This is a genomic window from Desulforhabdus amnigena (assembly GCF_027925305.1).
GTDB lineage: Bacteria > Desulfobacterota > Syntrophobacteria > Syntrophobacterales > Syntrophobacteraceae > Desulforhabdus > Desulforhabdus amnigena.
In genome coordinates, this window is the sequence record NZ_BSDR01000001.1 from 3,780,343 (window position 1) to 3,802,155 (window position 21,813).

Below are 21,813 nucleotides of genomic sequence, written 5' to 3' on the forward strand. Positions count from 1 at the left end.
GAAATACTCCGATTCCCCACTTTCCCTTTCGGCGCATCTTTTTCCCAATGCCCTCTGCGACACGCGAATCATTTGGAGTTCCCCTGGCAGTAGCACTGCATGAATTCATTCGAGGTCTCCGCCTTTAACCTTTATATGAAAAAAGGCTCATGGTTCATAGCTCATAGCTCATGATAATATCGCATTTTAAGAGCGCTTCCCGCCTTCCCTGTCGCCTTGCATCGCATTGCCTTTTTTCATGCTTCGTTGAGACCGCCCCGGTCATGGGGGTTAAAAGAAACAAAATCCCGATTTCTGGAATGCAGATTTTGTTTTTCCTCTTTGTATGGATGTTCCCTCCGGAACGATTTTTCGTGGCTGGAAGTCCGAAATTCGACGTCTGAATCGATTTTTGCCGATTATGGTTCGTGCCGCTCCTTGACTTGAATCGCCGTTGTCTATACGATACAAAGCCTGTGGATAGCGAAGGCAATTATTTGAAAACACTTCATTGTGGTGATTACTATGTTCGACAATCTTTCGGACCGGCTCCAGAAAATTTTTAAGAATCTTCGCGGGCAGGGCAAGTTGACCGAGGAAAACATCCAGAGTGCCCTTCGGGAAGTGCGCATGGCCCTCCTCGAAGCTGATGTCCATTACAAGGTTGCCAAAGACTTCGTGGCCAGCATTGCCGAACGAGCCATCGGGCAGGAAGTGATGCAGAGCCTCACTCCCGGGCAGCAGGTCATCAAGATCGTCAATGAAGCCTTGACGGAACTTATGGGAGGGAGGGCGGAACCTCTGAGGCTCATAGGGAAACCCCCTGTCTGCCTGATGATGGTGGGGCTTCAGGGGTCCGGTAAGACCACTACGACGGCGAAGCTGGCTCGCAAGCTGGTTCAGGAAAAGCGACGGCCGTGCCTGGTTCCTGCAGACGTATACAGGCCTGCAGCTATCGACCAGCTGGTGACTCTGGCGGGGCAGCTGAAGTTGCCCGTTTACGCTTCCTCGGTGCAGCAGCGTCCGGAAGAGATCGCTCGGGAAGCGCTGGCCTATGCGAAACAGCAGAATTGTGACACGCTGCTCGTGGATACGGCAGGACGTCTTCACGTGGATACCGAGTTGATGGCGGAACTGGGACGGTTGAAGGAGATTCTGGAACCGAATGAAATCCTTTTGGTCGCGGACGCCATGACGGGGCAGGATGCCGTACAGGTGGCGGGCAAATTCCACGATATGCTGGGAGTGACCGGTGTCATTCTTACGAAACTGGATGGCGACGCACGAGGGGGTGCTGCGCTTTCTATTCGATCCGTTACAAACTGTCCCATCAAATTCATAGGCACCGGCGAGAAGCTCGATGCGCTGGAAGTGTTTCACCCGGATCGGATGAGTTCTCGCATCCTGGGCATGGGAGATGTTTTGTCCATGATAGAGAAGGCGCAGGAGGCCTTCGATGAAAAACAGGCTCAGGAGTTGGCTCAGAAATTTCGAGAAGATACGTTCTCTCTGGAAGATTTTAGGAACCAGCTCAAACAAATCAAGAAGCTGGGCTCCTTGGAACAGATTCTCGGCATGCTCCCGGGCATGGGGATGCTCAAGGAGCTGAAAAAGATGCAGGTGGACGAAAAAGAATTCGTGCGCATGGAGGCCATCATCAATTCCATGACCAAGGGCGAACGCAAAAATGCCGACATCATCAACGCCAGCCGCAGGCGGCGGATTGCCGATGGCAGTGGGACATCCGTGCAGGAGGTCAATCGGCTTCTGAAAAGCTACAATGAGTCGCGAAAAATGATGCGTCAGATGATGGGGGGAGGGAGCGCAGGCAAAAAGAAGAAAGGTAAAGTGCGGCGCAAGAGAGCATTTTTCCCTTTTTAATTTCCTGAGAATACGCTATATAAGGCAATTCGCGCTCATGGCTTCTTTTTGAGTGCCTGCCGGAAGAGGGAGATGTAGCGCGTTGGTGCTAAAATGGTGATGAATGCTGGATGCGCGTGAGAGAATTCTGCCCTTGGCTGTAGAGGAATTCTCGGTGAGTGATGTGACACAGTATTGGAAAGCAATTGAGAAGAGGTTTCATATAGAAGCCTGTTTCTATGGGGAGGTAAGACACAAATCATGGCAGTACGTATTCGATTGGCCCGTGGTGGAAGAAAAAAGAGACCTTTTTACCGCATTGTGGTGAGCTGTTCCGATTCGCCACGTGATGGACGCTTCATTGAGAAGATCGGCACATACAATCCTTTGCCTGATGCTGCCGAGGTCAATATTAATGTCGAGAGACTGCAACATTGGATCCAACGGGGTGCTAAGCCCACAGATACAGTGGCAAGTTTGATTCGGAAGATGGATGTTCAGGCAGTGAATACGGCTTCCTAGGAAGGGGAGCTCAGCGGCGCGGAAGATCCGGAGGTCACCATGTTGAAGGAATTGGTCGATTTTATGGCGCGTGCTTTGGTGGATAATCCTGAAAAGGTAAGGGTCACGGAAATAGAAGGTGAGCAGACTTCCGTGATTGAACTGCGGGTAGCCAAGGAAGACCTCGGCAAAGTGATAGGCAAACAAGGGCGCACAGCGCGAGCCATGCGTACCATATTGAGCGCCGCATCAACGAAGATACGTAAACGGGCTGTACTGGAAATCATTGAATAAGATAGAAAGAGACCTCGACTTCGTCTCCATTGGCAGGATCTCGCGCACTCATGGTGTTCGGGGAGCCCTGAAGGTTGTTCCATATGGGGAGACTTTGGGAGAACAATCGGCCGGCGAGAAGCTTTTTTTGAACCCTGACGCGAAGGGAGTGCGACCGGAGCTGACTCTGGCGGCTCTGAGACCCCAGGGCAAATTCTGGGTGGTGCAGTTTCATGAGCTTTCGGATATGGATGCTGCACAACGGGTCGTCGGTGAAGAGCTTTTTGTGCCGGAGGATCGCCTCTCTCCCACGGAAGAGGGGGAATATTACCACTTCCAATTGCTGGGGCTTTCTGTCGTGACTGTCGGGGGGAGATATCTCGGCATCCTCGAGCGTATCATGGAAACGGGCGCTAATGACGTTTACGTTGTGAACTGCGAAGGCAAAGAACTACTTGTTCCTGCGGTGGAAGGGATCATCTGTGAGGTGGACCTGGCGCTGGGGAAGATGGTGATCGATCCACCGGAAGGTCTGATGGATGATCTTTGACATACTGACGATCTTTCCCGGCATGTTTGAGGCCCCCTTGGGGGAGAGCATTCTGGGCAAGGCTCAGGCGAGGGGGATCATCCAGGTTCGGGTGCATAATATACGGGATTATGCGACGGACAAGCATCAAATGACCGATGACCGCCCTTTCGGGGGGGGCGAGGGGATGGTCATGAAGCCTGAGCCGATCGTGAGCGCGTTGGAGGGTTTGTGCCGCGAAGGTCCTCGTCCTTGGGTCATTCTGCTCAGTCCGCAGGGGCGGTTGTTCAATCAGAAAATCGCCTGGGAATTGAGCCGGCGGCCTCGAGTGATGCTGATTTGCGGACGGTATGAAGGGGTCGATGAACGGGTTTCCGAGTATTACACGGATGAACAGATTTCCATCGGCGATTATGTGCTGACGGGTGGGGAGCTTGCCGCAATGGTTGTGACGGATTCCGTGACGCGGTTGATCCCCGGAGTTCTTGGAAACGCAGGTTCAGCCCTTGTAGAATCATTCAGCGAACCGATCCTGGAGTATCCGCAATATACGCGTCCACAAGAGTTCAACGGATACCGGGTTCCGGAAATATTGCTGTCCGGGCATCACGAGGTCATTCATCGCTGGCGTCGTGGGCAGGCTCTGCTCAGAACGAAGCTTCGCAGACCGGACCTTTTTCTGAGGCTGGATCTGTCCGAAGAGGATCGGGAACTCTTGAGACTGGCGGAAGAAGAGTTCGAGGAAGTTTCAAGAAAGACGGAAACAACGGATGTTCAAGAAAAGGGTTCCACTCTATGTGGCTCTGGTTCATTATCCGGTTTTGAATCGTAGGGGCGAGATCATTGCATCTGCCGTCACGAATTTGGATTTGCACGATCTGGCAAGGGCCAGTTGCACCTATGATATACCCATATGTTATATCGTGACCCCGCTGAAAGATCAGCAGATACTCACAAAACGACTGACAGATCACTGGTGCAAAAGAATCGGGAAAGATCTGCACCCGGACCGGGAATTGGCGTTGAGGCGATTGCGCGTTGTGGACGATATCCCGTCGGTGCTGAAAGATATTGAGGGCGAATGGGGGCAGAGGCCCCGGATTTGGGCGACTACGGCTAGAACGGATGTCGAAAGCCTCAGCCATGGGGATGCTCGTCGTTATTTAGAGAAAGATTCAGGGCCGGTGCTTCTCTTGCTGGGTACCGGATGGGGATTGGCGCCATCGGTAATGCGGGAAGTTGACGACATTCTCGAGGCCATCCAGGGCAAGGCGGCCTACAATCACCTTTCGGTAAGGTGTGCCGCGGCCATACTGATGGATCGCCTACTCTCTCTGGATAGATGATAGGATAGCGGGAGGCCAGGACGCCTCTCTTATTTATTTAGATGAATGGAGGACGAAAAATGGGGATGAGGCTGGTTGAGACTGTGCAAAGAGAGCAGATGCGTGGAGACATTCCTCCATTTCGGATCGGTGACACGGTCAAAGTGCATGTGAAGATTCGAGAAGGAGACAAGGAGCGCATCCAGGTGTTTGAAGGCTTAGTGATCCGCCATCACAAGGGGCTGATGGGCGCCACTTTTACTGTGCGAAAGGTATCGTACGGGGTTGGGGTGGAGCGGATCTTCCCTTTACATTCCCCCAGCATCGATCGGATAGAAGTGCTCCGCCGTGGGCGTGTGCGGCGTGCACGACTTTACTATCTCCGTGATCGCGTGGGTAAGGCTGCCCGTATTCGCGAGAAGCGCTAAGTGGTGCGAAAAACTCTGGAAGCCCTGGCGGAGGGAATGCTCTTTTTTGAAGGGCAGCTTCGAGACCGGGGCTTCAAAAGAGTTGCTGGAATCGATGAAGTGGGCCGTGGGCCCCTGGCGGGGCCAGTTGTTGCTGCTGCCGTGGTGCTTCCCCCGGATGTGGACTTGCCGGCAGTTCGGGATTCCAAGGAACTCAAACCCTCTCAGCGCGAAGCCTGCTGCCGGGAAATTCTTTCGTGTGCCAGCGATGTGGGGTTGGGGTGCATCGGTCCATCAGAAATCGATCGAATCAACATCCTCCAGGCCACCTTCCAGGCTATGCTTCTGGCTGTCCAAGCCCTCAAAAGCCCGCCCGATTTTCTGCTGATCGACGGACCTTACAAACTCCGGATGGAAATCCACCAGGAAGGAATTCCCAAAGGAGACAAACGAAGTCTCTCCATTGCGGCTGCGTCCATAGTGGCCAAAGTTCACCGGGACCGGTTGTTGAGTGACTATCACCAACGCTATCCCATGTACGGATTTGACCGCAACAAGGGTTACGGAACGGCCCAGCATCTCCAGGCTTTGAGGGAATATGGCCCGTGCCCCATACACCGTTTGAGTTTTCGAGGAGTTCTTGCCGTGAGTGGAGACGGGGTAAAAGAGGATGGAGACCCGTCAACAAAAAGGTAGAAGAAGCGAAGAGGTGGCTGCGGAGTTCTTGAGCAAAAAAGGAATGGAAATCGTAGCCAGAAACGTCCGCTGCCTTTTCGGAGAGATCGATCTGATTTGCCGAACCGGGAAGACCACCGTTTTTGTAGAAGTGAAGTCCCGCTATGCGCATCGGTTTGGCCTGCCCCAGGAATCCGTGTCCCGAACCAAGCAGAAAAAGCTTACCCGCCTGGCGCAGTGGTATTTGAAAAGCAAGGGGCTGGAGCGGCAGCCTGCGCGCTTTGATGTGGTTGCGATACTCTGGAAAGGCGGCGAAGCCGAATTGACCTGGATTGTCAATGCCTTTGAAGCCAGTGAGTAAAACCGATGAATCCCCGAGTTCCGGAATCCTCTACGTGGTGGCGACTCCCATAGGGAATCTCGCGGATATCACTCTGCGCGCCCTCGACACATTGCGTTCCGTCCATTTTATCGCCGCCGAAGACACCCGCCACACTCGAAAACTCCTGAGTCACTACGACATACACAAACCGCTGGTGAGTTACCACGCGCATAATGCGGAAGAACGTGGTCCTGAACTCATTGACCGGCTGCGCCAGGGGGAAAAGATCGCCCTCGTGACGGATGCCGGAACGCCGGCGATTTCGGATCCCGGAGGCTTGCTTGTGACTCAGGCCCTCGAAGCCGAAGTCGAAGTCACCGTGATCCCCGGCCCTGCCGCCCTCATCGCCGCTTTGGTGGTTTCTGGCCTTTCCACTCACCCCTTTGCCTTTCTAGGGTTTCCTCCGAGCCGTGGCAAAGGACGCCGTCGCTTCTTCACGTCCTATGCCGCCGTGCCCATGACTCTTATTCTGTACGAATCCCCTCAGCGCCTACAACGCACTTTGGAGGATATTCTGGACAGTTGGGGGGACAGACGTATTTCCGTCGCCCGGGAACTGACCAAAAAGCACGAAGAGATTTTCCGCGGGACCGTTGCTGAAGCTTTGGAATATTTTTCCGAGAATGTGAGGGGGGAGTTGGTGCTGGTGGTCCAGGGCGCTCAGGAAAAAAATGAACCGGAGGTGTTGGAGGAAGACTGGAAGGAGGAATTGGGTCGACTCATTTCGGTCACAAATTTATCCGTCAAAGAGGCCACGGAAAAAATCTATAGCCAATACCATTTATCTCGAAGAGTGGTTTATCAGGAGGCTCTGAAAATAAAGAAGACGTGATTTTCGATGCGTGGATCATTAAAATACCATAAGTTCCATCGATCTGTTTTTGCGTTCTTTCAAGTTGATATTCCATAAAATTTCGGGACTTACTTCGGGATATTTCAATGTTTGGTTTGCATCCTGCCGGAAAATTTATCTTCGGACTTTTGTTTATCATACTTCTCCCCGTTTTCCTTTGCCATTGCGCGCAGCAGTGGAACAGAACCGCACCAATGGATGCACAAGTTCCGGTAAAGTTTCAATATTTTGATCCCACCGCAAAAGAGGTGTGTGTTGCGGGCAGCTTCAATCAGTGGTCTCAACGGTCGCACTGCATGAGTGAGAAGGAAGGATTGTGGTCTTTGAGCGTTCCCCTCACTCCTGGGAGATATCAATATGTTCTGGTGATCGATGGCAAATCCTGGCGCCCAGACCCCGGAGCGATTCTCTCCGAGGACAACGGGTTTGATGGAAAAAATTCAGTACTGATCGTGGAATGATTGTGACTCCAGGCCGCTCACGTTTGTATAAATCGAAGAAAGGTGCTTCTCACATTCGAGGACTAGAGTGGTTTGATGAATTCTTCAGACGATCAGGAAGCAATATCCGCTGTTTTGGCCGGTGATGCCAATGCTTATGCCGTCCTGGTGGAACGCTATCAAAAGCCGATTTTCAATCTCATGTACCGCATGACCGGTTCGCATGCGGATGCCTTGGATCTGGCTCAGGACACGTTCATCAAGGCTTATGAGCAGCTATACCGTTTTGAGGAAGGGAAGAAATTCTTTCCGTGGCTCTACACGATAGGGTTGAACAGATCCAAGAATTTTCTGCGGCAGCGGAAGGTAAAGCAGACGTATTCCATTGAAGACTTTGATCCCGGCTCGGGTTTGGATCATCCATCGCAGCAAGAAGATAATCTGTGTGACAGTCTCGACTCCCGACTGGTCCAGGAAGCCGTCCAGCAGCTCCCCGTCGATTACCGGGAAGCTATCATCCTGCGCTATCAGGAGGATTTTTCAATGGAAGATATAGCTGAAGCTTTAGAGCTTTCGGTGAGCGGCGCTAAAATGAGAGTCCATCGCGGGATTGCAAAGCTCCGGGAAATGCTGAGCGATAAGCGCTGCGGAGAGAGAAATGAGTCCCAATCGGCTTTTTCTGAGAAGAGATCTATTGCATAAAAAATGTTCAGGGGCAAATTTTCCCGTCAGGGGAGATCATGAGAAAGAAGCCATGGGTGACGAACAGATAAGAGATGATCTATTGCTCCGAATCGAGTGCGGTGTCCGTGAAATGCCGTCTTTGGATCCGCCGCCATCACTTCTGCCCTTTGTCATGAATGCCGTGCGCACAAAAAAGATGCCATGGTGGTACCGGTTTTATAGATGGGCCAGAGCGCCTCGGTCCATTACCTTTACTCCTCTCCGGATTGCGCCGATTGTCGGCGTATTGATGGGCGTTTTTGTCCTCTCGATATACACCCTTTTTGATGGAAACGGAGGACGGTCGACTCAAGTTCCACCGCTCGATGGAATCCCCGTAACCCTTTCCCTGACCCTGGCCGGTGCTCAACGTGTGCAGGTGGTGGGTTCTTTCAATGACTGGAACGCACAGGGTTATGAGATGCGTAAGGAAGAAGGCAAGGAGTTGTGGACACTGAGTATAAACCTTCCAAGAGGTCGATATGAATATGCTTTTAAGGTCGATGACGACAAAATCGTTCCGGATCCTCGAGCCGGTTTTTACCAGGACGATGGTTTTGGGAATCGAAATGCGGTGTTGATAGTAGGAAACCACCATGAAGAGAACATTTAGGAGATTGCTTTTTGCGTTGCCGGTGATCCTGGCTCTTCTCCCGGGGATATGCAATGTCTTTGCCGCTGATAACGCTCAAGGACTTGCAACGGCCGTGGCCGAAGCTCAGGATGCAGGCATTCCTCCGGCAACCCTGAACCGTTTGTTGACCATTGGTTATGAAAATCAGGTGGAATCCGAGGCGATGGCAAACCTTGTGAGCATCTTGACACAGGCAGGAAAGGAAGACCTTCCACTGCAGCCTCTTTTGAGCAAGATAGATGAAGGGATAGCCAAACGCATACCTGCAGATGTGGTTTCGCAAGTGGTTGCGAAAAAATTGAATGATTATAGGGAAATGGTGTCGCTGATCAATGAACACAACAAAAGGCGAGGGCAAAACCTGCTTGTTTCCCATGAAATGCTCATCCGACTGACAGAAACTCTTTACTGTGGGCTTTCACAAGAAGAACTCCGTACCATGTTGGATCAGTACCCGGGCGTTTCGTTATCTACCCTGACACAGGGCATGGAAATCTTTGCTTCCCTCAGGCAGATGGCGTTTGATGCAAAGCTTTCCAGGGAGATCGTTTCTGAGGGGCTGAAACAAAATTTCTTCATTTCCAATGAACTGGATTTTATTCGGACCATCGACATCGCCAAAGCAAAAGGGGTTCCTGAAAAGGAAATTGCGGCCGCCGCCATAGCCGGTATGGAAAAGCATGGATCCTTGAGGGAATTTTCAACGCGGGTCGGAGTCACTGCCGAGGATTTTGGCCATCATGGTCCTCAGTTGGGCAAGGGTAGCTTTTCCGGATCAAGGGGTGGGGGGAAGGGTCCATCCGGTGGGACCGAGGGTGGGCCAGACGGAAAAGGTGGAAAAGGCGGGGACCACGGTGGAGGAACGGGCGGTGAATCTGGTCATGGTGATTCCGGCTGTGGCTCCGGTGGAGGAGGTGGTTCCGGCGGCTCTGGTGGCTGTGGGGGCGCTGGCGGAGGTGGTGGAGGTTCGGGAGGAGGCTCCGGTGGTGGACGCGGATGATGTATGGTAGTCGTTTACTCTCGATTAGGTCGATTTTGGAAACCCGACGTCCACCGTCGGTAAAGGAATCTCAACCTGCAGATAGCGTATTTTCACGGTAACGAAAAAGCTGAATCCAGATATTCTGTAATATTCAGTGAGATTAATAGTGCCGACCGCCCACGCCGAGTCCATGGACTCGGCGTTTCTTATGTGTCCCTCTCGGTGACAACCGTCGTATAATCCCCCCCGGCAAAACTTGCAAAATCGATTCTTTGTGTTTAGAGTCGCAACAGAGTGGACATCAGGGCGTGATTCAGATGTCGGCCAATGAGCATTCAGCAGTTTCCGTGAGAGAAAAGGGCCCCGTGGGGCCGGAGTGCCGATTCCAACGATTTTTTCTCGGCCGCAAGGGAGGTTCAAATCCCAAATGACAAGGAGGCAAAAGAATGAGGCTTTGGCGTAAGGTTCAAATCTTTGCGGTTGTACTGCTTGCTGAGACATGCGTTTTCACTTTTACTCTACCTGCGAGCGAAATCAAAGACTCCAAGTCGGTTTCCCAGGAAGGGGCCGCAGCGGTTTCCTCCGGTGCAGCCGTTTCCAGGCCTGAGTTACGCCTTCCCGAGAGAATTTCTGCGTCCGATCTCAAGCGCCTCATCCTGGATCTGCCCGGCACCTTCGATCTGGTGGACATTCGCCCTCCGCAGCAGTTCGCGGATTACGCACTGCCGGGTTCCATCAATGTGGACATTGTGGAGCTCATGTCCAACCCGGTGTACCTCACGGGGGTGGGGCCCCTCATCATTGCGGATCGTGACGGTTCCCTTGCCATGGCGGTTGCCGGCATACTTTCCCAAAAAACCCAGCGGGTCATCAAGGCTCTGCATGGAGGAGTTGAAGCCTATTGGGCCGAATCGGAATTGAGAAACGCCGTGGGAGGGAGAGGCGCTCCGGGAGTGACAGGAGTACTTCCAGGAACGGGCCGCGCCGTTGAAACCCCTCAAACTCTGAAAGGGGGCGCTCCTTCGAGCGAGGGAGGAGCGATTAAACCCGCCGCACCCTCGCAGCCTGCGCCACCAGCGCCGCAAAGGCCGAAATCCACAAGTGCGGGGTGCTGAGGATGAAGATGAAAAACAAGCAAATGCGAAAAGATTTTATGAATCCTTACCTGGCCGGGGTATTGCTTGGCTTTACGCTTCTGGCTTCTTTCATCGTTCTGGGGGCGGGGCTGGGAGCTTCGGGGGGCATCGCCCGGTTTGCTGCATCTCTCGAGGGGGCGCTGGCGGAGAGCCACACTCTTTCCAGTGAATACTTCGGGAGGTGGGGGAGTTCTCCCATGAGCTACTACCTGGTCTTCATGCTGCTGGGAACATTTTTGGGGGGGCTTTTTTCAGCAGTTCAGGCGGAGAGGCTTGCATTCAAACTGGAGAGGGGCAAGGCGTCCCCTCCTGGCTTGCGAGCCGGCCTTGCTCTTTGCGGAGGGATCATTGTCGGATTTGCCAGCCGGCTGGCCCAGGGCTGCACATCCGGCCAGGCACTCACGGGTGGGGCGATGCTCCTTACCGGAAGCCTCATTTTTCTCGTCTGCATTTTCGCGGGAGGCTACGCCGCCGCTTATTTTGTAAGGAGGCAGTGGGATGATTGAAACTTTCTTTGGGTCTGGAACCATTGGATCTCCCCAGGCTTTTGTTGCTGCTCTTGTTATCGGGCTGTTCTTTGGATTTGCCCTGGAGCGAGCAGGTTTCGGGAGTTCCAGGCGGCTTGCCGGAATATTTTATTTCAGGGACATGGCGGTTCTCAAAGTGATGTTCACGGCGCTCATCACGGCCATGCTGGGGTTGAGCTATCTTATCGCACTGGGCTGGATCGAGCCGAGTCAACTCTATTTCATGCCCACGGTTTATGGTGCCCAAGTCGTTGGGGGGCTTCTTTTCGGAGTCGGTTTCGTCATGAGCGGCTGGTGTCCCGGCACTGGAGCCGTGGGGCTGGCTTCCGGGAAACTGGACGCACTCCTGTTCCTCCTAGGGGCGGTTTTGGGGAGTGTTCTTTTCAATGAACTTTTTCCCCTGGTAAAATCGCTTTATTCCTGGGGGGAAAGCGGAGTTCGCTTCGTCTATAACGCTCTGGGAATGTCCCTTGCGGCCTTTGCTTTTCTCTTCACTCTAATGGCGGTAGGCTGTTTCTGGGGGGCTGAATACATCGAAAAGAAGAAATCCACCGGAGGCGCCTGCTTCAATACCCCTTTCCTCAAAGCCTTCAGCCTCGCCCTCCTGATCTTTGCAGGGGGGCTCTTCATCTTTCCCACTTCCCAGCTCGATCTGGCTTCGGAAGGAAGGCCTTCCCCTCGCTCAAGGGCAGCCGCAGTAGCGGAGATGGAAAAAGGCCTTCTTCAACTGGTGCAGGAAGCCGGGGATCATATGGAACCGGCAGAACTGGCCGACCGGCTCATGAACGGTGAACCGGGGCTGGTAGTAGTGGATATCAGAACGCCCGATGAATATAACCGGTTTCACATTCGCGGTGCCGTCAACGTTCCTATCACGCAACTCGATGAATATCTTAGGTCCCTCCCCGATCGTGGGATTACGGTCCTCTATTCCAATGGCATGACTCACCCAGCCCAGGCCCGTGATGCTCTCTTCCGCATGGGCCACCAAAATCTTTATATCCTCACCGATGGATTGACGGGCTTCATGGAAACCTGCCTCAAACCTGCTTCTTTGCGAACGGAGCCTGTGCCGGAAGATTTCGCCCGGAAAATCCGTGCCTGGAGGAATTTCTTTTATGCTTCTGCCGCTCGGGAATCTACGGTCCCGGCGCAAGGGGGAGTGATTTCGCCTTTTGAGAGGACTCTTCCGTGGCTTGTGGAAACGGACTGGCTTTCTGGTCAACTCGGTCGGGAAGATTTGAAGATTCTTGATGTGCGGAGTCAGCCAGAATACAATTCGAGTCACATTCCGGGTGCGATTTATGTGTCGGTGGAGAGCTTTAGAGGGGTTGTGCGCGGGGTTCCCTCCATGCTCCTGCCGTCTGAAATGCTTGCGCTCCACCTGTCCCAGATGGGGATTCACCCCCAGGACAGGGTCATCATCGTACCGGGCGACAAAATTCAGGATGCCACTCTGGTGGGCATGGCTTTTCAACGTCTCGGTCACCAAAACTATGCAGTTTTGAACGGAGGCTTTGACAAATGGGCTTCGGAAAACCGGCCGGTAGATGCGGCGCTTCCGCCCATCGTGGAATCCCGGTATCCTGTCGGTAATGGAGTGGATGATTTCACAGTGGACTACCTGAAGGTCCATGATTTCGTAAAAAATGGGGGAGCGGTGATTCTGGATGTGAGGCCTGCAGATTACTATGCGGGTAAAAAGTCCGATGAAGCCAGAGCCGGCCACATCCCGGGAGCCATAAATCGCCCCTTTTCAGAAGATGTACTCAAGACGGACAAGTACTCACGCTTAAAATCCAGGGAGGAGCTGGCTACAGCGTATGCATCGCTGATTCCTTCCAGGGATTCCACGGTGATCGTCCATTGTCGTACGGGGCATCAGGCCAGTCAGACCTACTTCGTACTGAAGCATCTACTCGGGTATCCGAACGTCTTATGGTATGACGCCGGCTGGACGGAATGGGCGGCACGTCCTGAATTGCCTGTCGATACCGGCGCGGGAGATGCGAAGTGAAACGGGATGCCCGGCAAAGGGAGGCTGGCAAGGCCCTTTAACTCTGATTCGATTCTAAAATCATTCTCGAGGTCTTATGCAAACTCAGCTCAGCAATCCCATCGGAGTCTTCGATTCAGGCGTTGGAGGGCTCACGGTGGTTCGAGCGCTCATGGAACGCCTTCCCTTCGAAAACATTATCTATTTTGGGGACACCGCGCGTGTGCCCTACGGGGTGAAATCCATTGAGACGATCGCTCTTTATGCCCGTGAGATCACACAGTTCCTTTTGCAGCAGCAGGTGAAGCTTCTCATTGTGGCCTGCAACACCATGGCGGCTGTGGCTTACCAGGTGATTCAGGACCTGTCGCCCGTGCCGGTTCTGGATGTCATCAGCGCGGGGGCTCGCACTGCAGCGGCCGTGACGCGGGTGAAATATGTGGGGGTGATCGGGACCCCTGCAACCATCAACAGCAATGCTTATGCGCGCGCCATTCACCGGTATGATTCTGAAATCCGAATCTTTTCTCAGGCGTGCCCCCTTTTTGTGCCCCTGGTGGAAGAAGGTTGGTTGGATCACATGGTCACGCGTCTTACAGCTCAGGAATATCTCAAACCCGTCCTCTGCCACGAAATCGACACGCTTGTCTTGGGCTGTACGCATTATCCCCTGTTGAAGCCCTTGCTTCAGGAAGTTGCCGGAGAGGGCATCCAGCTCGTGGATTCCGCCGAGGCCATGGCGGAACAGACCGCAGCCGTTTTGAGCGAGAAGAATTTATGGAATCCTGAGCGTGTCTTGCCCGATTACCGTTTCTATGTCACAGATGTTCCCCTGAGGTTTCAATCCATCGGGGAACGCTTTCTGGGGCGGACGCTTTCCAACGTGCGTGTGATCAAGTGGTAGTTGGGGGCGTCTCTTCAGGAAGGGTAGAGTTGGTTGAAATGGCAGGGGCAAGGGTTTATATTTAATGCGTGTTACTTTGAATTCAATAAATTTTTATGAAGAATAAATACTTGGAAGGACGTGGTAATGTCGGAAGATTTCCCGAAATTTCCAGATCAGGAAGAGCTGGAAAAAGAGCTGAGTGAATATCTTTCAAAGAAATACGGTTATCGTATCAAGGTGATCTCGCCCATGATGATGCCCCAAGCGAAGGATTCACAGGATAAGACGGGTTCCCCAAGCGGTGTGGACAAGATCAAGTTTGACATGAAGCCTGAAGAGCTCGAAAGCTATTTGAATCAGTATGTCATCGAGCAGAATGAAGCAAAATCCGTATTGGCCACCAAGATCTGTACGCACTACAATCGGATCAAGTTTCAGCGGCGCAAGGCCCGTTCAGGTACCGAACCCCTCGTGGGGCGGATAAAGAACAATATTCTTCTCATCGGGCCTACCGGAGTGGGGAAGACCTACCTGGTCAAATTGATCGCTCAAAAGCTGGGTGTGCCCTTTGTAAAGGGGGATGCCACCAAATTCAGCGAAACGGGCTATGTCGGTGGGGATGTGGAAGATCTCGTGAGGGAATTGTTCGTTGATGCGGGAGAGGACATCGAGCTGGCGGAACACGGCATCATCTACATAGATGAAATCGACAAGATCGCTTCTTCTCATAATATTCTTGGGCCGGATGTATCCAGGACCGGTGTTCAGAGGGCGCTTCTCAAACCCATGGAAGAAACGGAAGTGGACCTCAAGGTGCCTCATGATCCCATCTCCCAGCTTCAGGCCATCGAACATTTCAGGAAAACGGGGAAACGGGAGCGGCAGACGGTCAATACCAGGAACATTCTTTTCATCATGAGTGGAGCCTTCAATGGTCTTGCCGAGATCGTGAGAAAAAGGCTGCAAAGGCAGGGCATCGGCTTCGGGGCAACCATACAGAGTAAAGAAGAGGATGCGAAGCTTTCAAGGTTTGTCAAAGCGGAAGATTTGATTTCCTATGGATTTGAAAGTGAGTTCGTGGGCCGTTTACCGGTTGTGGCGACGTTGGACCCCCTGGAGGTGGAGCATCTTTACCAAATCCTCAAAAATCCCAACAACCCCATTATACTTGGGAAGAAGGAAGACTTCCGCTGTTATGGAATAGATATCAAGTTTGAAGACGAGGCTCTGCGCCTTCTGGCTGAAAAGGCGGGGGAAGAAAAAACGGGTGCGCGCGGTTTGGTGAGCGTCATTGAAAAGGTGCTGTTGCCTTTCGAGAAGAGTCTCCCCTCGTCCAAGGTGCGTTCTTTTGTGGTGACCCGACAGGTGGTTCTTGATCCTCAGGGCGAGTTGAAAAGTATCCTGACCCATCCGGATGATCCCGACAGGAACAGAATTTATGAGCTGATTCTCGAGGAGGAAAAACGCGGAATTCGCGAGATGATGCTGAAGAGAAAAAAGCACTACATAGAGAACTATCCTCTGGTTTTCAGTTCTGAACGGATCGACCTGGTCGTGGACCATCACTTGAGAACGGGGCTTTCCATCGAGACCGTTTTCGATGAAATTATACTGCAATACAATCAGATCAAAGTGTTCGAAACGGATTATTTTGAGAAATACGGTTTCAAGATCCATTTCAACGAAGAAGCTGTAAACGAGATCATTGAAGAGGCGCTGATTCGAGACACTTCGGCTACCGCTGTATGTCTTGAAATTTCAACGGATTATAGCCACGGTTTCAAGCTGATCGCCGACCGGAGCGGGCAAATGGAATTCTTTTTGCCCAAAGGCGCGGTCATCCATCCCGATGCTTTCATGGATGCACTGATCCGGGAAAACTTCCGCAGGTATCCTCAAAGCCCCTCCGAGACAGAAAAATAACCTCCAAAAGGAAACAAATAACATGATCGGTATTTCAAAGTTGTATTGCGGCACAGTTGAGCCCTCCGATGCCTTGAGGTATGGACGGCACAGCGGGAGCCTGCCCTCTCATCTGCTCCAGTTTTCCGCGGACAAAAAACCGGTGGTGGTTTGGAATGTCACTCGACGGTGCAATTTGAAATGTGTGCATTGTTATGCGCATGCCGGGAACGAAAATTTTCCCGATGAATTGTCCACTGAGGAGGGTAAAGTCGTTCTGGACGATCTGGCGCGGTTCGGAGTTCCGGTCGTCCTCTTTTCAGGGGGGGAGCCCCTGATGCGTCCCGATTTGGTGGAACTTGCCGAATATGCCGTGAAGAAAGGAATGCGCGCCGTTATTTCCACCAATGGCACTCTGATCACCCGGCCGGTGGCGCAGGAATTGAAAAAAGTCGGACTTTCCTATGTGGGCATCAGCCTCGACGGCCTCGAGGAAATCAATGACCGGTTTCGAGGAGTCAAGGGCGCATTTCGAAAAGCTCTGGAAGGTATTACAGCCTGTCAGGAAGCCGGTATAAAGGTCGGTCTTCGGTTCACCATGAATCGTTTGAATGTAAAGGAAATTCCTTCCATTTTCGATATCCTGGAAGAACGGGATATTCCGCGGGTCTGTTTCTATCACCTGGTCTATGCCGGGCGCGGAAGCAAGCTCATCGAGGAGGATCTCTCCCACGAAGAGACGAGAAAAGCGGTGGATCTCATTATCGATCGGACCGCCGACCTTCACCGGCGGGGAAAGCCGAAAGAAGTGCTCACGGTGGATAACCATGCCGATGGTCCTTATGTGTACCTGCGCATGCTGAAGGAGAAATCCCCCAGGGCTGCAGATGTGCTCGAACTCCTGAAGATGAACGAAGGGAACAGTTCCGGACGCGGGATCGGATGCATCAGTTGGGATGGTGTGGTGCATGCTGACCAGTTCTGGCGTCATGAGTCTTTTGGAAACGTTCGGGAGCGTCCTTTCAGTGAAATATGGAGCGACCTTTCCAACCCCCTCATGAAGCAGCTCAAAGACAAGAAGCAATATGTGACAGGGCGCTGTGCCAGCTGTCGCTGGCTGGATGTCTGCGGGGGGAACTTTCGTGTGCGAGCCGAAGCAGTAACGGGAGACCTGTGGGCGCCGGATCCCGCCTGTTACCTCACGGACGAAGAGATTTCCCAAACCATATAAAATCATTCCGGCGTATCGAGTTGGCGGGAAGGAAGAAAAGCGTATGTATTTTCCTGAGTATCGGATGAGAAGGTTCCGGCGTACCGAAAATTTACGCCGCATGATTCGTGAAACGGTGCTGACGGTAGACCAACTGGTTTACCCTCTTTTTGTTATGCCCGGAAAAGGGGTGAAAAATCCTGTACGCTCCATGCCGGATGTTTATCAGTTCTCCCTGGATCAGCTTCTGGAAGAACTGAAATCCGTGGTCCAGTTGAGGATTCCGGGCATCATCCTCTTCGGTCTGCCCCATGAGAAAAACGAACGGGGCAGCGAAGCGCATTCCCAGAATGGAGTGGTCCAGGAAGCCATTCGGGCCATCAAGGACAAGTATCCCGACCTGGTGGTGATCACGGATGTCTGCCTGTGCGAGTACACCAGCCATGGTCATTGCGGTATTCTACGCGGCCATGAGGTGGATAACGATGCCACCCTGGATGTGCTTGCGAAGGTTGCCGTTTCTCATGCCCGCGCGGGAGCCGACATCGTGGCCCCTTCGGATATGATGGACGGTCGTGTCGGGGTCATCCGTCATGCGTTGGACGAAAACGGTTTCGATCAGGTGGCCATCCTGGCTTATTCCGCCAAATACTGCTCGGCCTTCTACGGCCCCTTCCGGGATGCGGCCGACTCCGCCCCCCAATTTGGCGACCGCCGTTCCTATCAGATGGATATGGCCAATACGGATGAAGCTTTGCGGGAAGTGGACCTGGACATTGAGGAAGGCGCCGATATGGTCATGGTAAAACCCGCTCTGGCCTATTTGGATGTGATTTATAGAGTGAAGGCGGAATTTGAACGACCGGTGGCGGCGTACAATGTCAGCGGCGAGTACTCCATGATCAAGGCCGCTTCAGCCCAGGGATGGCTGGATGAGAAAAAAGTGATGATGGAGACGTTGATCGCCATCAAAAGAGCTGGAGCCGATCTCATTTTGACCTATTTTGCTAAAGATGCCGCCAAACTGCTCTCGTCATAGAACCTGTCCGGCTCCCCTGTGGACTTTGCGACACCCCCCTTCAATTCCCCCCTCGAGGGGGGACTAAGGGGGGTGTCGCTGCCGAGGTAGGTTTTCGGATAGCCTTTTAGTACTGGTCTTCGCAATCATGCAGCCGTTTACCCATGTGTTTTCGTAGGAGCGGCATCCTGCCGCGACAAAGTGTACGATTGCCGGTTCCTGTCACGGCTGGAAGCCGCTCCTACAAAGAAATGGCTGTGAATTTACAATTTTTGGTACTTTGCCTGTATGGTGTGCAGCTTCCCGATTCGTGGAAGCCGGCATTGAATGAAAGAAGGATTTTGATGCATTCTCATTCGTCCTCACATCCTGCCCATCCTCATTCTCCGCGCTCCTCCTCTCCCGAGGGAAAGGGGCGCGGCGCTGCTGTTGGAACCTTGAGGCTGGTGGCATGGGAAGTCACCCGAAGCTGTAACCTTGCATGTATCCATTGCCGCGCCGCAGCCCAGGATCGTCCCTATGAAAATGAACTGAAAACGGAAGAGTGCCTCCAGTTGCTGGATAACATCGCGGCTTTTGCTCAACCCATTGTCATCCTCACCGGAGGCGAGCCTCTCCTGCGGCCCGATATCTTCGAAATTGCGGCCTATGGCAATGAGAAGGGTTTCCGCATGACCATGGCCGTTAACGGTACCCTGGTCACGCCCGAAAAGGTCCAAAAGATGCTCGATTCGGGGATACAGAGGATCAGCATCAGCCTGGATGGAGCTACTGCCGAGTCCCATGATGCTTTCCGCCAGGTAAAGGGCGCCTTTGACGGGGCCCTCAGAGGTATGGCCCATGCCAGGGAGGCGGGGCTGGACTTTCAGGTCAATACCACGATCACCAAGCAGAACCTTCATGAATTGCCGGCCATCCAGGATATGGTGGTTTCTCTTGGGGCGGTGGCCCATCACATTTTTCTCCTGGTTCCTATGGGACGGGGCAAGGACCTGGCGGAACAGGGAATCAATGCGCGCGAGTATGAGGAAACGCTCCACTGGTTCTACGACCAGCGAGACAAGGTCCCTCTGCAGTTGAAGGCTACCTGTGCGCCGCATTATTATCGTATTTTGCGGCAAAGAGCCAAATCCGAGGGGAAGGATGTCAATTTTCAAACTTTCGGTCTGGATGCCGTTACGCGAGGGTGCTTGGGCGGAACCGGTTTTGTCTTCATCTCCCATGTCGGTCAGGTGCAGCCCTGTGGATATCTGGAGCTCAATTGCGGCAATGTCCGGGAAAAACCCTTTCGAGAAATCTGGGAGAAATCGCCCATTTTTCAAGATCTGAGGGATTTCGGAAAATACGAGGGCAAATGCGGCAGGTGCGAATACGTGCGTGTTTGTGGTGGGTGCCGTGCAAGGGCCTATGAAAGTACGGGCAACTATTTGGCTCCTGAACCTCTCTGCGTCTACCAGCCCAGAGGGAGGAAAGACTCTTCAGTTGTATCGTGATGATCGAAGACATGTCCGATACTCGAGCCGATAAACGGGGAAAACCCTGCAGAAATTGGCCTCACGCGATTTGGCAAAGTGGGGCCGTTTTCCTGCTCGCTGCAGCGGTGGGACTGCTTTTCAATCAATTCCGCCCCGACGGATTGCCCCTCGTGGCAAACTGGTCCATGGAAGCCCAGCTCGCTTCCGCCAAACCCGATGAAAACCTCACCGTCTCCCTTGAAGAGGCGAAAGCGCTCTTTGTGATTCGGGGAGCCCTCTTTCTGGATTCCCGGTCCGAAGAATTCTACAGGCTCGGCCATATTGCAGGGGCCCGGAATCTCCCCTGGGAAGATTTCGAAAATCGTTTCCAGGATGTGATGGGGGACGTTCCCCTGGAAACATTGATCATTACCTATTGCGACGGTGAAAGTTGTTCCTTGAGCAAAGATCTGGCCCTTGCCCTCCTGGGAAAGGGCTATACGGAGGTGCGGGTCCTTCTCAATGGCTGGTCCCTCTGGAAGGAATCCCATCTGCCCACGGGTGAAGAATAGAGATAAGGCTCATCGCGGGCCAGTGAGGAAAGTTCCTTTTAAGAATCCAAGAAATCCGCCTCGATGTGCAGGAAAGAAGACGAAATAGTAGAGCCCCTGCCTTCTCCTTTTTGAGGGAGGAAGCAGGGGCTCTTTTTATTTTGCACGAATTTCCATGACCAGGTGCAACATGCACAGATAGGGATTCCGTACTACTTGAGAACTCTCCCGGGATCGTCTGGGTTCGCCGGTTGGCTTGAGCCGGAAGCGTTTCCCTCGGCAGGAGGCGTCTGCGCCGCGTTGATCAGGTGGATCTGAACTTCCTGTGCATCGCCGGGAGCCGCGTCCGTTTCCACTGAAAGAGATGTCCTTTGCTGGGAACCCGATGGTACATTTTCCATTTTGGGATTGATTTCCAGGATGAATCCATTCTGTTTGTCGATCGGTTGTTGAGTAACCTCAATCATGCGTTGATCGTAGGTCAACTTTGAAATTTTGAAGGGTTTGTTACTGTTGCTCATCACGATGATCTTTCCCATGCGTGTGGGTTGCTGTGCTGCGAGGTTTCCCACCAAAACCGTCTTGGGTTTGACCGCAATCTCCCCTTCTATGTACCCGCTCACCCGGATGAGAAAATCGGGCTTTTGCTCGAGGTCTGTAGAGCACTTAATGTATCCGGAATAACTTCCCTCTTTCAGCTTGTTGGAGACCTTGAGCTGGTAGTGCTTGCCATCTTCCACCGTTTCCAGTTTATAGCCGATCTGTTCTTCCAAATTGCTTTCCGTTTTCAGGATGTGAAAAGGCTGGACATCCGATGCAATGTCGATAGTGCTCTCCGAAATCTGATCACTCATCCCCCGAAAGGAAATGTTGTCATTAGGACGAATGTCGATCAGAGTTTTGACCGTTCCCTGCAGAGCCAGTGTCAAACGGGGAGTCTGCGGGTCATTGCTGATAACGGTTGCATTTTTCTTTACTTTTCCTCGATAGCCTTTCAGGCTTACCTTCATTGTGATTTTTCCCTCGCCGCCGGCAGGGATCGCCCTGTCAAACTGGGCAACAGCACAGCCTCACCCGGGGCGGACCTGCTCGATTTGCAGCACTGCCTTGCCAGTGTTTTTCACCACAAAATCGTGGACGATTTCGCTCCCCTCCATAACCTCGCCGAAGTCAAAAGTGGATTCAGGAACCTGTATGGAAGGAGTGTCCTGAACATTGGCGGCAAGTGAAAGCCGGGGAGCCGTGGCTTTCACTGCCGGCAGGTTTCCGGCGCAAGCGATGCTCGTCCACAGGAAACAAAAGAGAATTACAAAAAAGGAATGAATGAATCGAAACATACCGTCAGCGTTCCTCCATATTCAAGTATTTGAATTAATACAAAATAGTTCTTGATTGTCTTGTCTCACTCAAAAAGTTCGTGATGATGGATAGCTTTTCAGGTTGGAAAGGTCAAGATCAAAATCCGTGCCTCTGCAGAGTTATGTCATGATTTTTTTGAAGGAACCTTCGTGACCCGCTGGGCTACACAACGAAAAATGAAACGACGGCAAAGAGATGCAAAGAGCCGGGG

Annotated in this window: 24 protein-coding genes; 23 read left to right on the plus strand and 1 reads right to left on the minus strand. The window is 52.7% G+C overall.

Going from position 1 to position 21,813, the window contains the following annotated elements:
• Nucleotides 1–504 precede the first annotated feature (504 nt).
• From ffh to QMG16_RS16160, 23 genes are all read left to right on the plus strand, one after another.
• Nucleotides 505–1,860 carry a signal recognition particle protein gene (gene ffh / locus QMG16_RS16050; protein ID WP_281795871.1) on the plus strand — a complete coding sequence of 452 codons (1,356 nt, stop codon included), beginning with the start codon at nucleotides 505–507 and terminating at the stop codon, nucleotides 1,858–1,860.
• A gap of 240 nt (nucleotides 1,861–2,100) precedes the next feature.
• Nucleotides 2,101–2,361, plus strand: coding sequence for a 30S ribosomal protein S16 (gene rpsP, locus QMG16_RS16055; RefSeq protein ID WP_281795872.1), 261 nt, complete (start codon nucleotides 2,101–2,103; stop codon nucleotides 2,359–2,361).
• 39 nt (nucleotides 2,362–2,400) lie between these two features.
• On the plus strand, nucleotides 2,401–2,634 hold the full coding sequence (locus QMG16_RS16060; RefSeq protein WP_281795875.1) for a KH domain-containing protein: 234 nt from the start codon (nucleotides 2,401–2,403) through the stop codon (nucleotides 2,632–2,634).
• A complete protein-coding gene (gene rimM / locus QMG16_RS16065) occupies nucleotides 2,627–3,163 on the plus strand; it encodes a ribosome maturation factor RimM (protein ID WP_281795876.1) in 537 nt (178 codons plus the stop codon). The genes QMG16_RS16060 and rimM overlap by 8 nt, the downstream gene beginning before the upstream one ends.
• Nucleotides 3,153–3,974 carry a tRNA (guanosine(37)-N1)-methyltransferase TrmD gene (trmD, locus tag QMG16_RS16070; RefSeq protein ID WP_281795878.1) on the plus strand — a complete coding sequence of 274 codons (822 nt, stop codon included), beginning with the start codon at nucleotides 3,153–3,155 and terminating at the stop codon, nucleotides 3,972–3,974. Before rimM ends, trmD begins: the two co-directional genes overlap by 11 nt.
• A complete protein-coding gene (locus QMG16_RS16075) occupies nucleotides 3,913–4,488 on the plus strand; it encodes an RNA methyltransferase (protein WP_281795879.1) in 576 nt (191 codons plus the stop codon). Before trmD ends, QMG16_RS16075 begins: the two co-directional genes overlap by 62 nt.
• A 65-nt stretch (nucleotides 4,489–4,553) precedes the next feature.
• The gene (gene rplS, locus QMG16_RS16080) at nucleotides 4,554–4,895 is read left to right on the plus strand and encodes a 50S ribosomal protein L19 (RefSeq protein ID WP_281797100.1); all 342 of its coding nucleotides are present in this window, start codon (nucleotides 4,554–4,556) and stop codon (nucleotides 4,893–4,895) included.
• Entirely contained in the window at nucleotides 4,896–5,570 is a 675-nt protein-coding gene (gene rnhB / locus QMG16_RS16085; protein WP_281795880.1) for a ribonuclease HII, read from the plus strand. It abuts the gene before it with no gap.
• Nucleotides 5,545–5,910, plus strand: a complete 366-nt coding sequence (locus QMG16_RS16090; RefSeq protein WP_281795881.1) for a YraN family protein — start codon at nucleotides 5,545–5,547, stop codon at nucleotides 5,908–5,910. Before rnhB ends, QMG16_RS16090 begins: the two co-directional genes overlap by 26 nt.
• Nucleotides 5,888–6,763 (plus strand): 16S rRNA (cytidine(1402)-2'-O)-methyltransferase, encoded by an 876-nt coding sequence (rsmI, locus tag QMG16_RS16095; RefSeq protein ID WP_281795883.1) that lies wholly within the window; start codon nucleotides 5,888–5,890, stop codon nucleotides 6,761–6,763. Before QMG16_RS16090 ends, rsmI begins: the two co-directional genes overlap by 23 nt.
• Before the next feature lie 215 nt (nucleotides 6,764–6,978).
• Nucleotides 6,979–7,245 carry an isoamylase early set domain-containing protein gene (locus QMG16_RS16100; RefSeq protein ID WP_281795884.1) on the plus strand — a complete coding sequence of 89 codons (267 nt, stop codon included), beginning with the start codon at nucleotides 6,979–6,981 and terminating at the stop codon, nucleotides 7,243–7,245.
• 75 nt (nucleotides 7,246–7,320) lie between these two features.
• Complete coding sequence (locus QMG16_RS16105) at nucleotides 7,321–7,926, plus strand: RNA polymerase sigma factor (RefSeq protein ID WP_281795885.1); 606 nt, start codon at nucleotides 7,321–7,323, stop codon at nucleotides 7,924–7,926.
• Between the two features lie 52 nt (nucleotides 7,927–7,978).
• Nucleotides 7,979–8,560, plus strand: a complete 582-nt coding sequence (locus QMG16_RS16110; protein WP_281795886.1) for a glycogen-binding domain-containing protein — start codon at nucleotides 7,979–7,981, stop codon at nucleotides 8,558–8,560.
• The gene (locus QMG16_RS16115; RefSeq protein ID WP_281795888.1) at nucleotides 8,544–9,581 is read left to right on the plus strand and encodes a hypothetical protein; all 1,038 of its coding nucleotides are present in this window, start codon (nucleotides 8,544–8,546) and stop codon (nucleotides 9,579–9,581) included. Before QMG16_RS16110 ends, QMG16_RS16115 begins: the two co-directional genes overlap by 17 nt.
• A gap of 428 nt (nucleotides 9,582–10,009) precedes the next feature.
• Nucleotides 10,010–10,678 (plus strand): rhodanese-like domain-containing protein, encoded by a 669-nt coding sequence (locus tag QMG16_RS16120; RefSeq protein ID WP_281795889.1) that lies wholly within the window; start codon nucleotides 10,010–10,012, stop codon nucleotides 10,676–10,678.
• A gap of 8 nt (nucleotides 10,679–10,686) precedes the next feature.
• Nucleotides 10,687–11,205: a YeeE/YedE thiosulfate transporter family protein gene (locus QMG16_RS16125; RefSeq protein ID WP_281795890.1), complete on the plus strand. Its 519-nt coding sequence runs from the start codon at nucleotides 10,687–10,689 to the stop codon at nucleotides 11,203–11,205.
• The gene (locus QMG16_RS16130; protein ID WP_281795892.1) at nucleotides 11,198–13,243 is read left to right on the plus strand and encodes a rhodanese-like domain-containing protein; all 2,046 of its coding nucleotides are present in this window, start codon (nucleotides 11,198–11,200) and stop codon (nucleotides 13,241–13,243) included. The genes QMG16_RS16125 and QMG16_RS16130 overlap by 8 nt, the downstream gene beginning before the upstream one ends.
• A gap of 76 nt (nucleotides 13,244–13,319) precedes the next feature.
• The gene (murI, locus tag QMG16_RS16135) at nucleotides 13,320–14,126 is read left to right on the plus strand and encodes a glutamate racemase (RefSeq protein WP_281795894.1); all 807 of its coding nucleotides are present in this window, start codon (nucleotides 13,320–13,322) and stop codon (nucleotides 14,124–14,126) included.
• A 126-nt stretch (nucleotides 14,127–14,252) separates the two neighbouring features.
• A complete protein-coding gene (locus QMG16_RS16140) occupies nucleotides 14,253–16,031 on the plus strand; it encodes an AAA family ATPase (protein ID WP_281795896.1) in 1,779 nt (592 codons plus the stop codon).
• Nucleotides 16,032–16,053: 22 nt separating this feature from the next.
• On the plus strand, nucleotides 16,054–17,241 hold the full coding sequence (gene ahbC, locus QMG16_RS16145; protein ID WP_281795897.1) for a 12,18-didecarboxysiroheme deacetylase: 1,188 nt from the start codon (nucleotides 16,054–16,056) through the stop codon (nucleotides 17,239–17,241).
• A gap of 43 nt (nucleotides 17,242–17,284) precedes the next feature.
• Nucleotides 17,285–18,259 carry a porphobilinogen synthase gene (gene hemB / locus QMG16_RS16150; RefSeq protein ID WP_281795899.1) on the plus strand — a complete coding sequence of 325 codons (975 nt, stop codon included), beginning with the start codon at nucleotides 17,285–17,287 and terminating at the stop codon, nucleotides 18,257–18,259.
• Nucleotides 18,260–18,582: 323 nt separating this feature from the next.
• Entirely contained in the window at nucleotides 18,583–19,731 is a 1,149-nt protein-coding gene (ahbD, locus tag QMG16_RS16155) for a heme b synthase (RefSeq protein WP_373878753.1), read from the plus strand.
• Nucleotides 19,732–19,742: 11 nt separating this feature from the next.
• Nucleotides 19,743–20,264: a rhodanese-like domain-containing protein gene (locus QMG16_RS16160; RefSeq protein WP_281795903.1), complete on the plus strand. Its 522-nt coding sequence runs from the start codon at nucleotides 19,743–19,745 to the stop codon at nucleotides 20,262–20,264.
• Between the two features lie 191 nt (nucleotides 20,265–20,455).
• Here the strand turns inward: QMG16_RS16160 and QMG16_RS16165 are convergent, their stop codons facing one another.
• Nucleotides 20,456–21,580 (minus strand): DUF1573 domain-containing protein, encoded by a 1,125-nt coding sequence (locus QMG16_RS16165; protein WP_262987232.1) that lies wholly within the window; start codon nucleotides 21,578–21,580, stop codon nucleotides 20,456–20,458.
• Nucleotides 21,581–21,813 lie beyond the last annotated feature (233 nt).

What these genes read in the sequence shown, in the direction of transcription:
- ffh (WP_281795871.1), top strand. Translation starts at nt 505, where the DNA reads ATGTTCGACAATCTTTCGGACCGGCTCCAGAAAATTTTTAAGAATCTT.
- ahbD (WP_373878753.1), top strand. Translation starts at nt 18,583, where the DNA reads ATGCATTCTCATTCGTCCTCACATCCTGCCCATCCTCATTCTCCGCGC.
- rpsP (WP_281795872.1), top strand. Translation starts at nt 2,101, where the DNA reads ATGGCAGTACGTATTCGATTGGCCCGTGGTGGAAGAAAAAAGAGACCT.
- rsmI (WP_281795883.1), top strand. Translation starts at nt 5,888, where the DNA reads ATGCCTTTGAAGCCAGTGAGTAAAACCGATGAATCCCCGAGTTCCGGA.
- QMG16_RS16125 (WP_281795890.1), top strand. Translation starts at nt 10,687, where the DNA reads ATGAAAAACAAGCAAATGCGAAAAGATTTTATGAATCCTTACCTGGCC.
- QMG16_RS16075 (WP_281795879.1), top strand. Translation starts at nt 3,913, where the DNA reads ATGTTCAAGAAAAGGGTTCCACTCTATGTGGCTCTGGTTCATTATCCG.
- hemB (WP_281795899.1), top strand. Translation starts at nt 17,285, where the DNA reads ATGTATTTTCCTGAGTATCGGATGAGAAGGTTCCGGCGTACCGAAAAT.
- QMG16_RS16140 (WP_281795896.1), top strand. Translation starts at nt 14,253, where the DNA reads ATGTCGGAAGATTTCCCGAAATTTCCAGATCAGGAAGAGCTGGAAAAA.
- trmD (WP_281795878.1), top strand. Translation starts at nt 3,153, where the DNA reads ATGATCTTTGACATACTGACGATCTTTCCCGGCATGTTTGAGGCCCCC.
- QMG16_RS16100 (WP_281795884.1), top strand. Translation starts at nt 6,979, where the DNA reads ATGGATGCACAAGTTCCGGTAAAGTTTCAATATTTTGATCCCACCGCA.
- murI (WP_281795894.1), top strand. Translation starts at nt 13,320, where the DNA reads ATGCAAACTCAGCTCAGCAATCCCATCGGAGTCTTCGATTCAGGCGTT.
- QMG16_RS16060 (WP_281795875.1), top strand. Translation starts at nt 2,401, where the DNA reads ATGTTGAAGGAATTGGTCGATTTTATGGCGCGTGCTTTGGTGGATAAT.
- rplS (WP_281797100.1), top strand. Translation starts at nt 4,554, where the DNA reads ATGAGGCTGGTTGAGACTGTGCAAAGAGAGCAGATGCGTGGAGACATT.
- QMG16_RS16090 (WP_281795881.1), top strand. Translation starts at nt 5,545, where the DNA reads ATGGAGACCCGTCAACAAAAAGGTAGAAGAAGCGAAGAGGTGGCTGCG.
- ahbC (WP_281795897.1), top strand. Translation starts at nt 16,054, where the DNA reads ATGATCGGTATTTCAAAGTTGTATTGCGGCACAGTTGAGCCCTCCGAT.
- QMG16_RS16115 (WP_281795888.1), top strand. Translation starts at nt 8,544, where the DNA reads ATGAAGAGAACATTTAGGAGATTGCTTTTTGCGTTGCCGGTGATCCTG.
- QMG16_RS16130 (WP_281795892.1), top strand. Translation starts at nt 11,198, where the DNA reads ATGATTGAAACTTTCTTTGGGTCTGGAACCATTGGATCTCCCCAGGCT.
- QMG16_RS16120 (WP_281795889.1), top strand. Translation starts at nt 10,010, where the DNA reads ATGAGGCTTTGGCGTAAGGTTCAAATCTTTGCGGTTGTACTGCTTGCT.
- QMG16_RS16105 (WP_281795885.1), top strand. Translation starts at nt 7,321, where the DNA reads ATGAATTCTTCAGACGATCAGGAAGCAATATCCGCTGTTTTGGCCGGT.
- QMG16_RS16160 (WP_281795903.1), top strand. Translation starts at nt 19,743, where the DNA reads ATGTCCGATACTCGAGCCGATAAACGGGGAAAACCCTGCAGAAATTGG.
- QMG16_RS16110 (WP_281795886.1), top strand. Translation starts at nt 7,979, where the DNA reads ATGGGTGACGAACAGATAAGAGATGATCTATTGCTCCGAATCGAGTGC.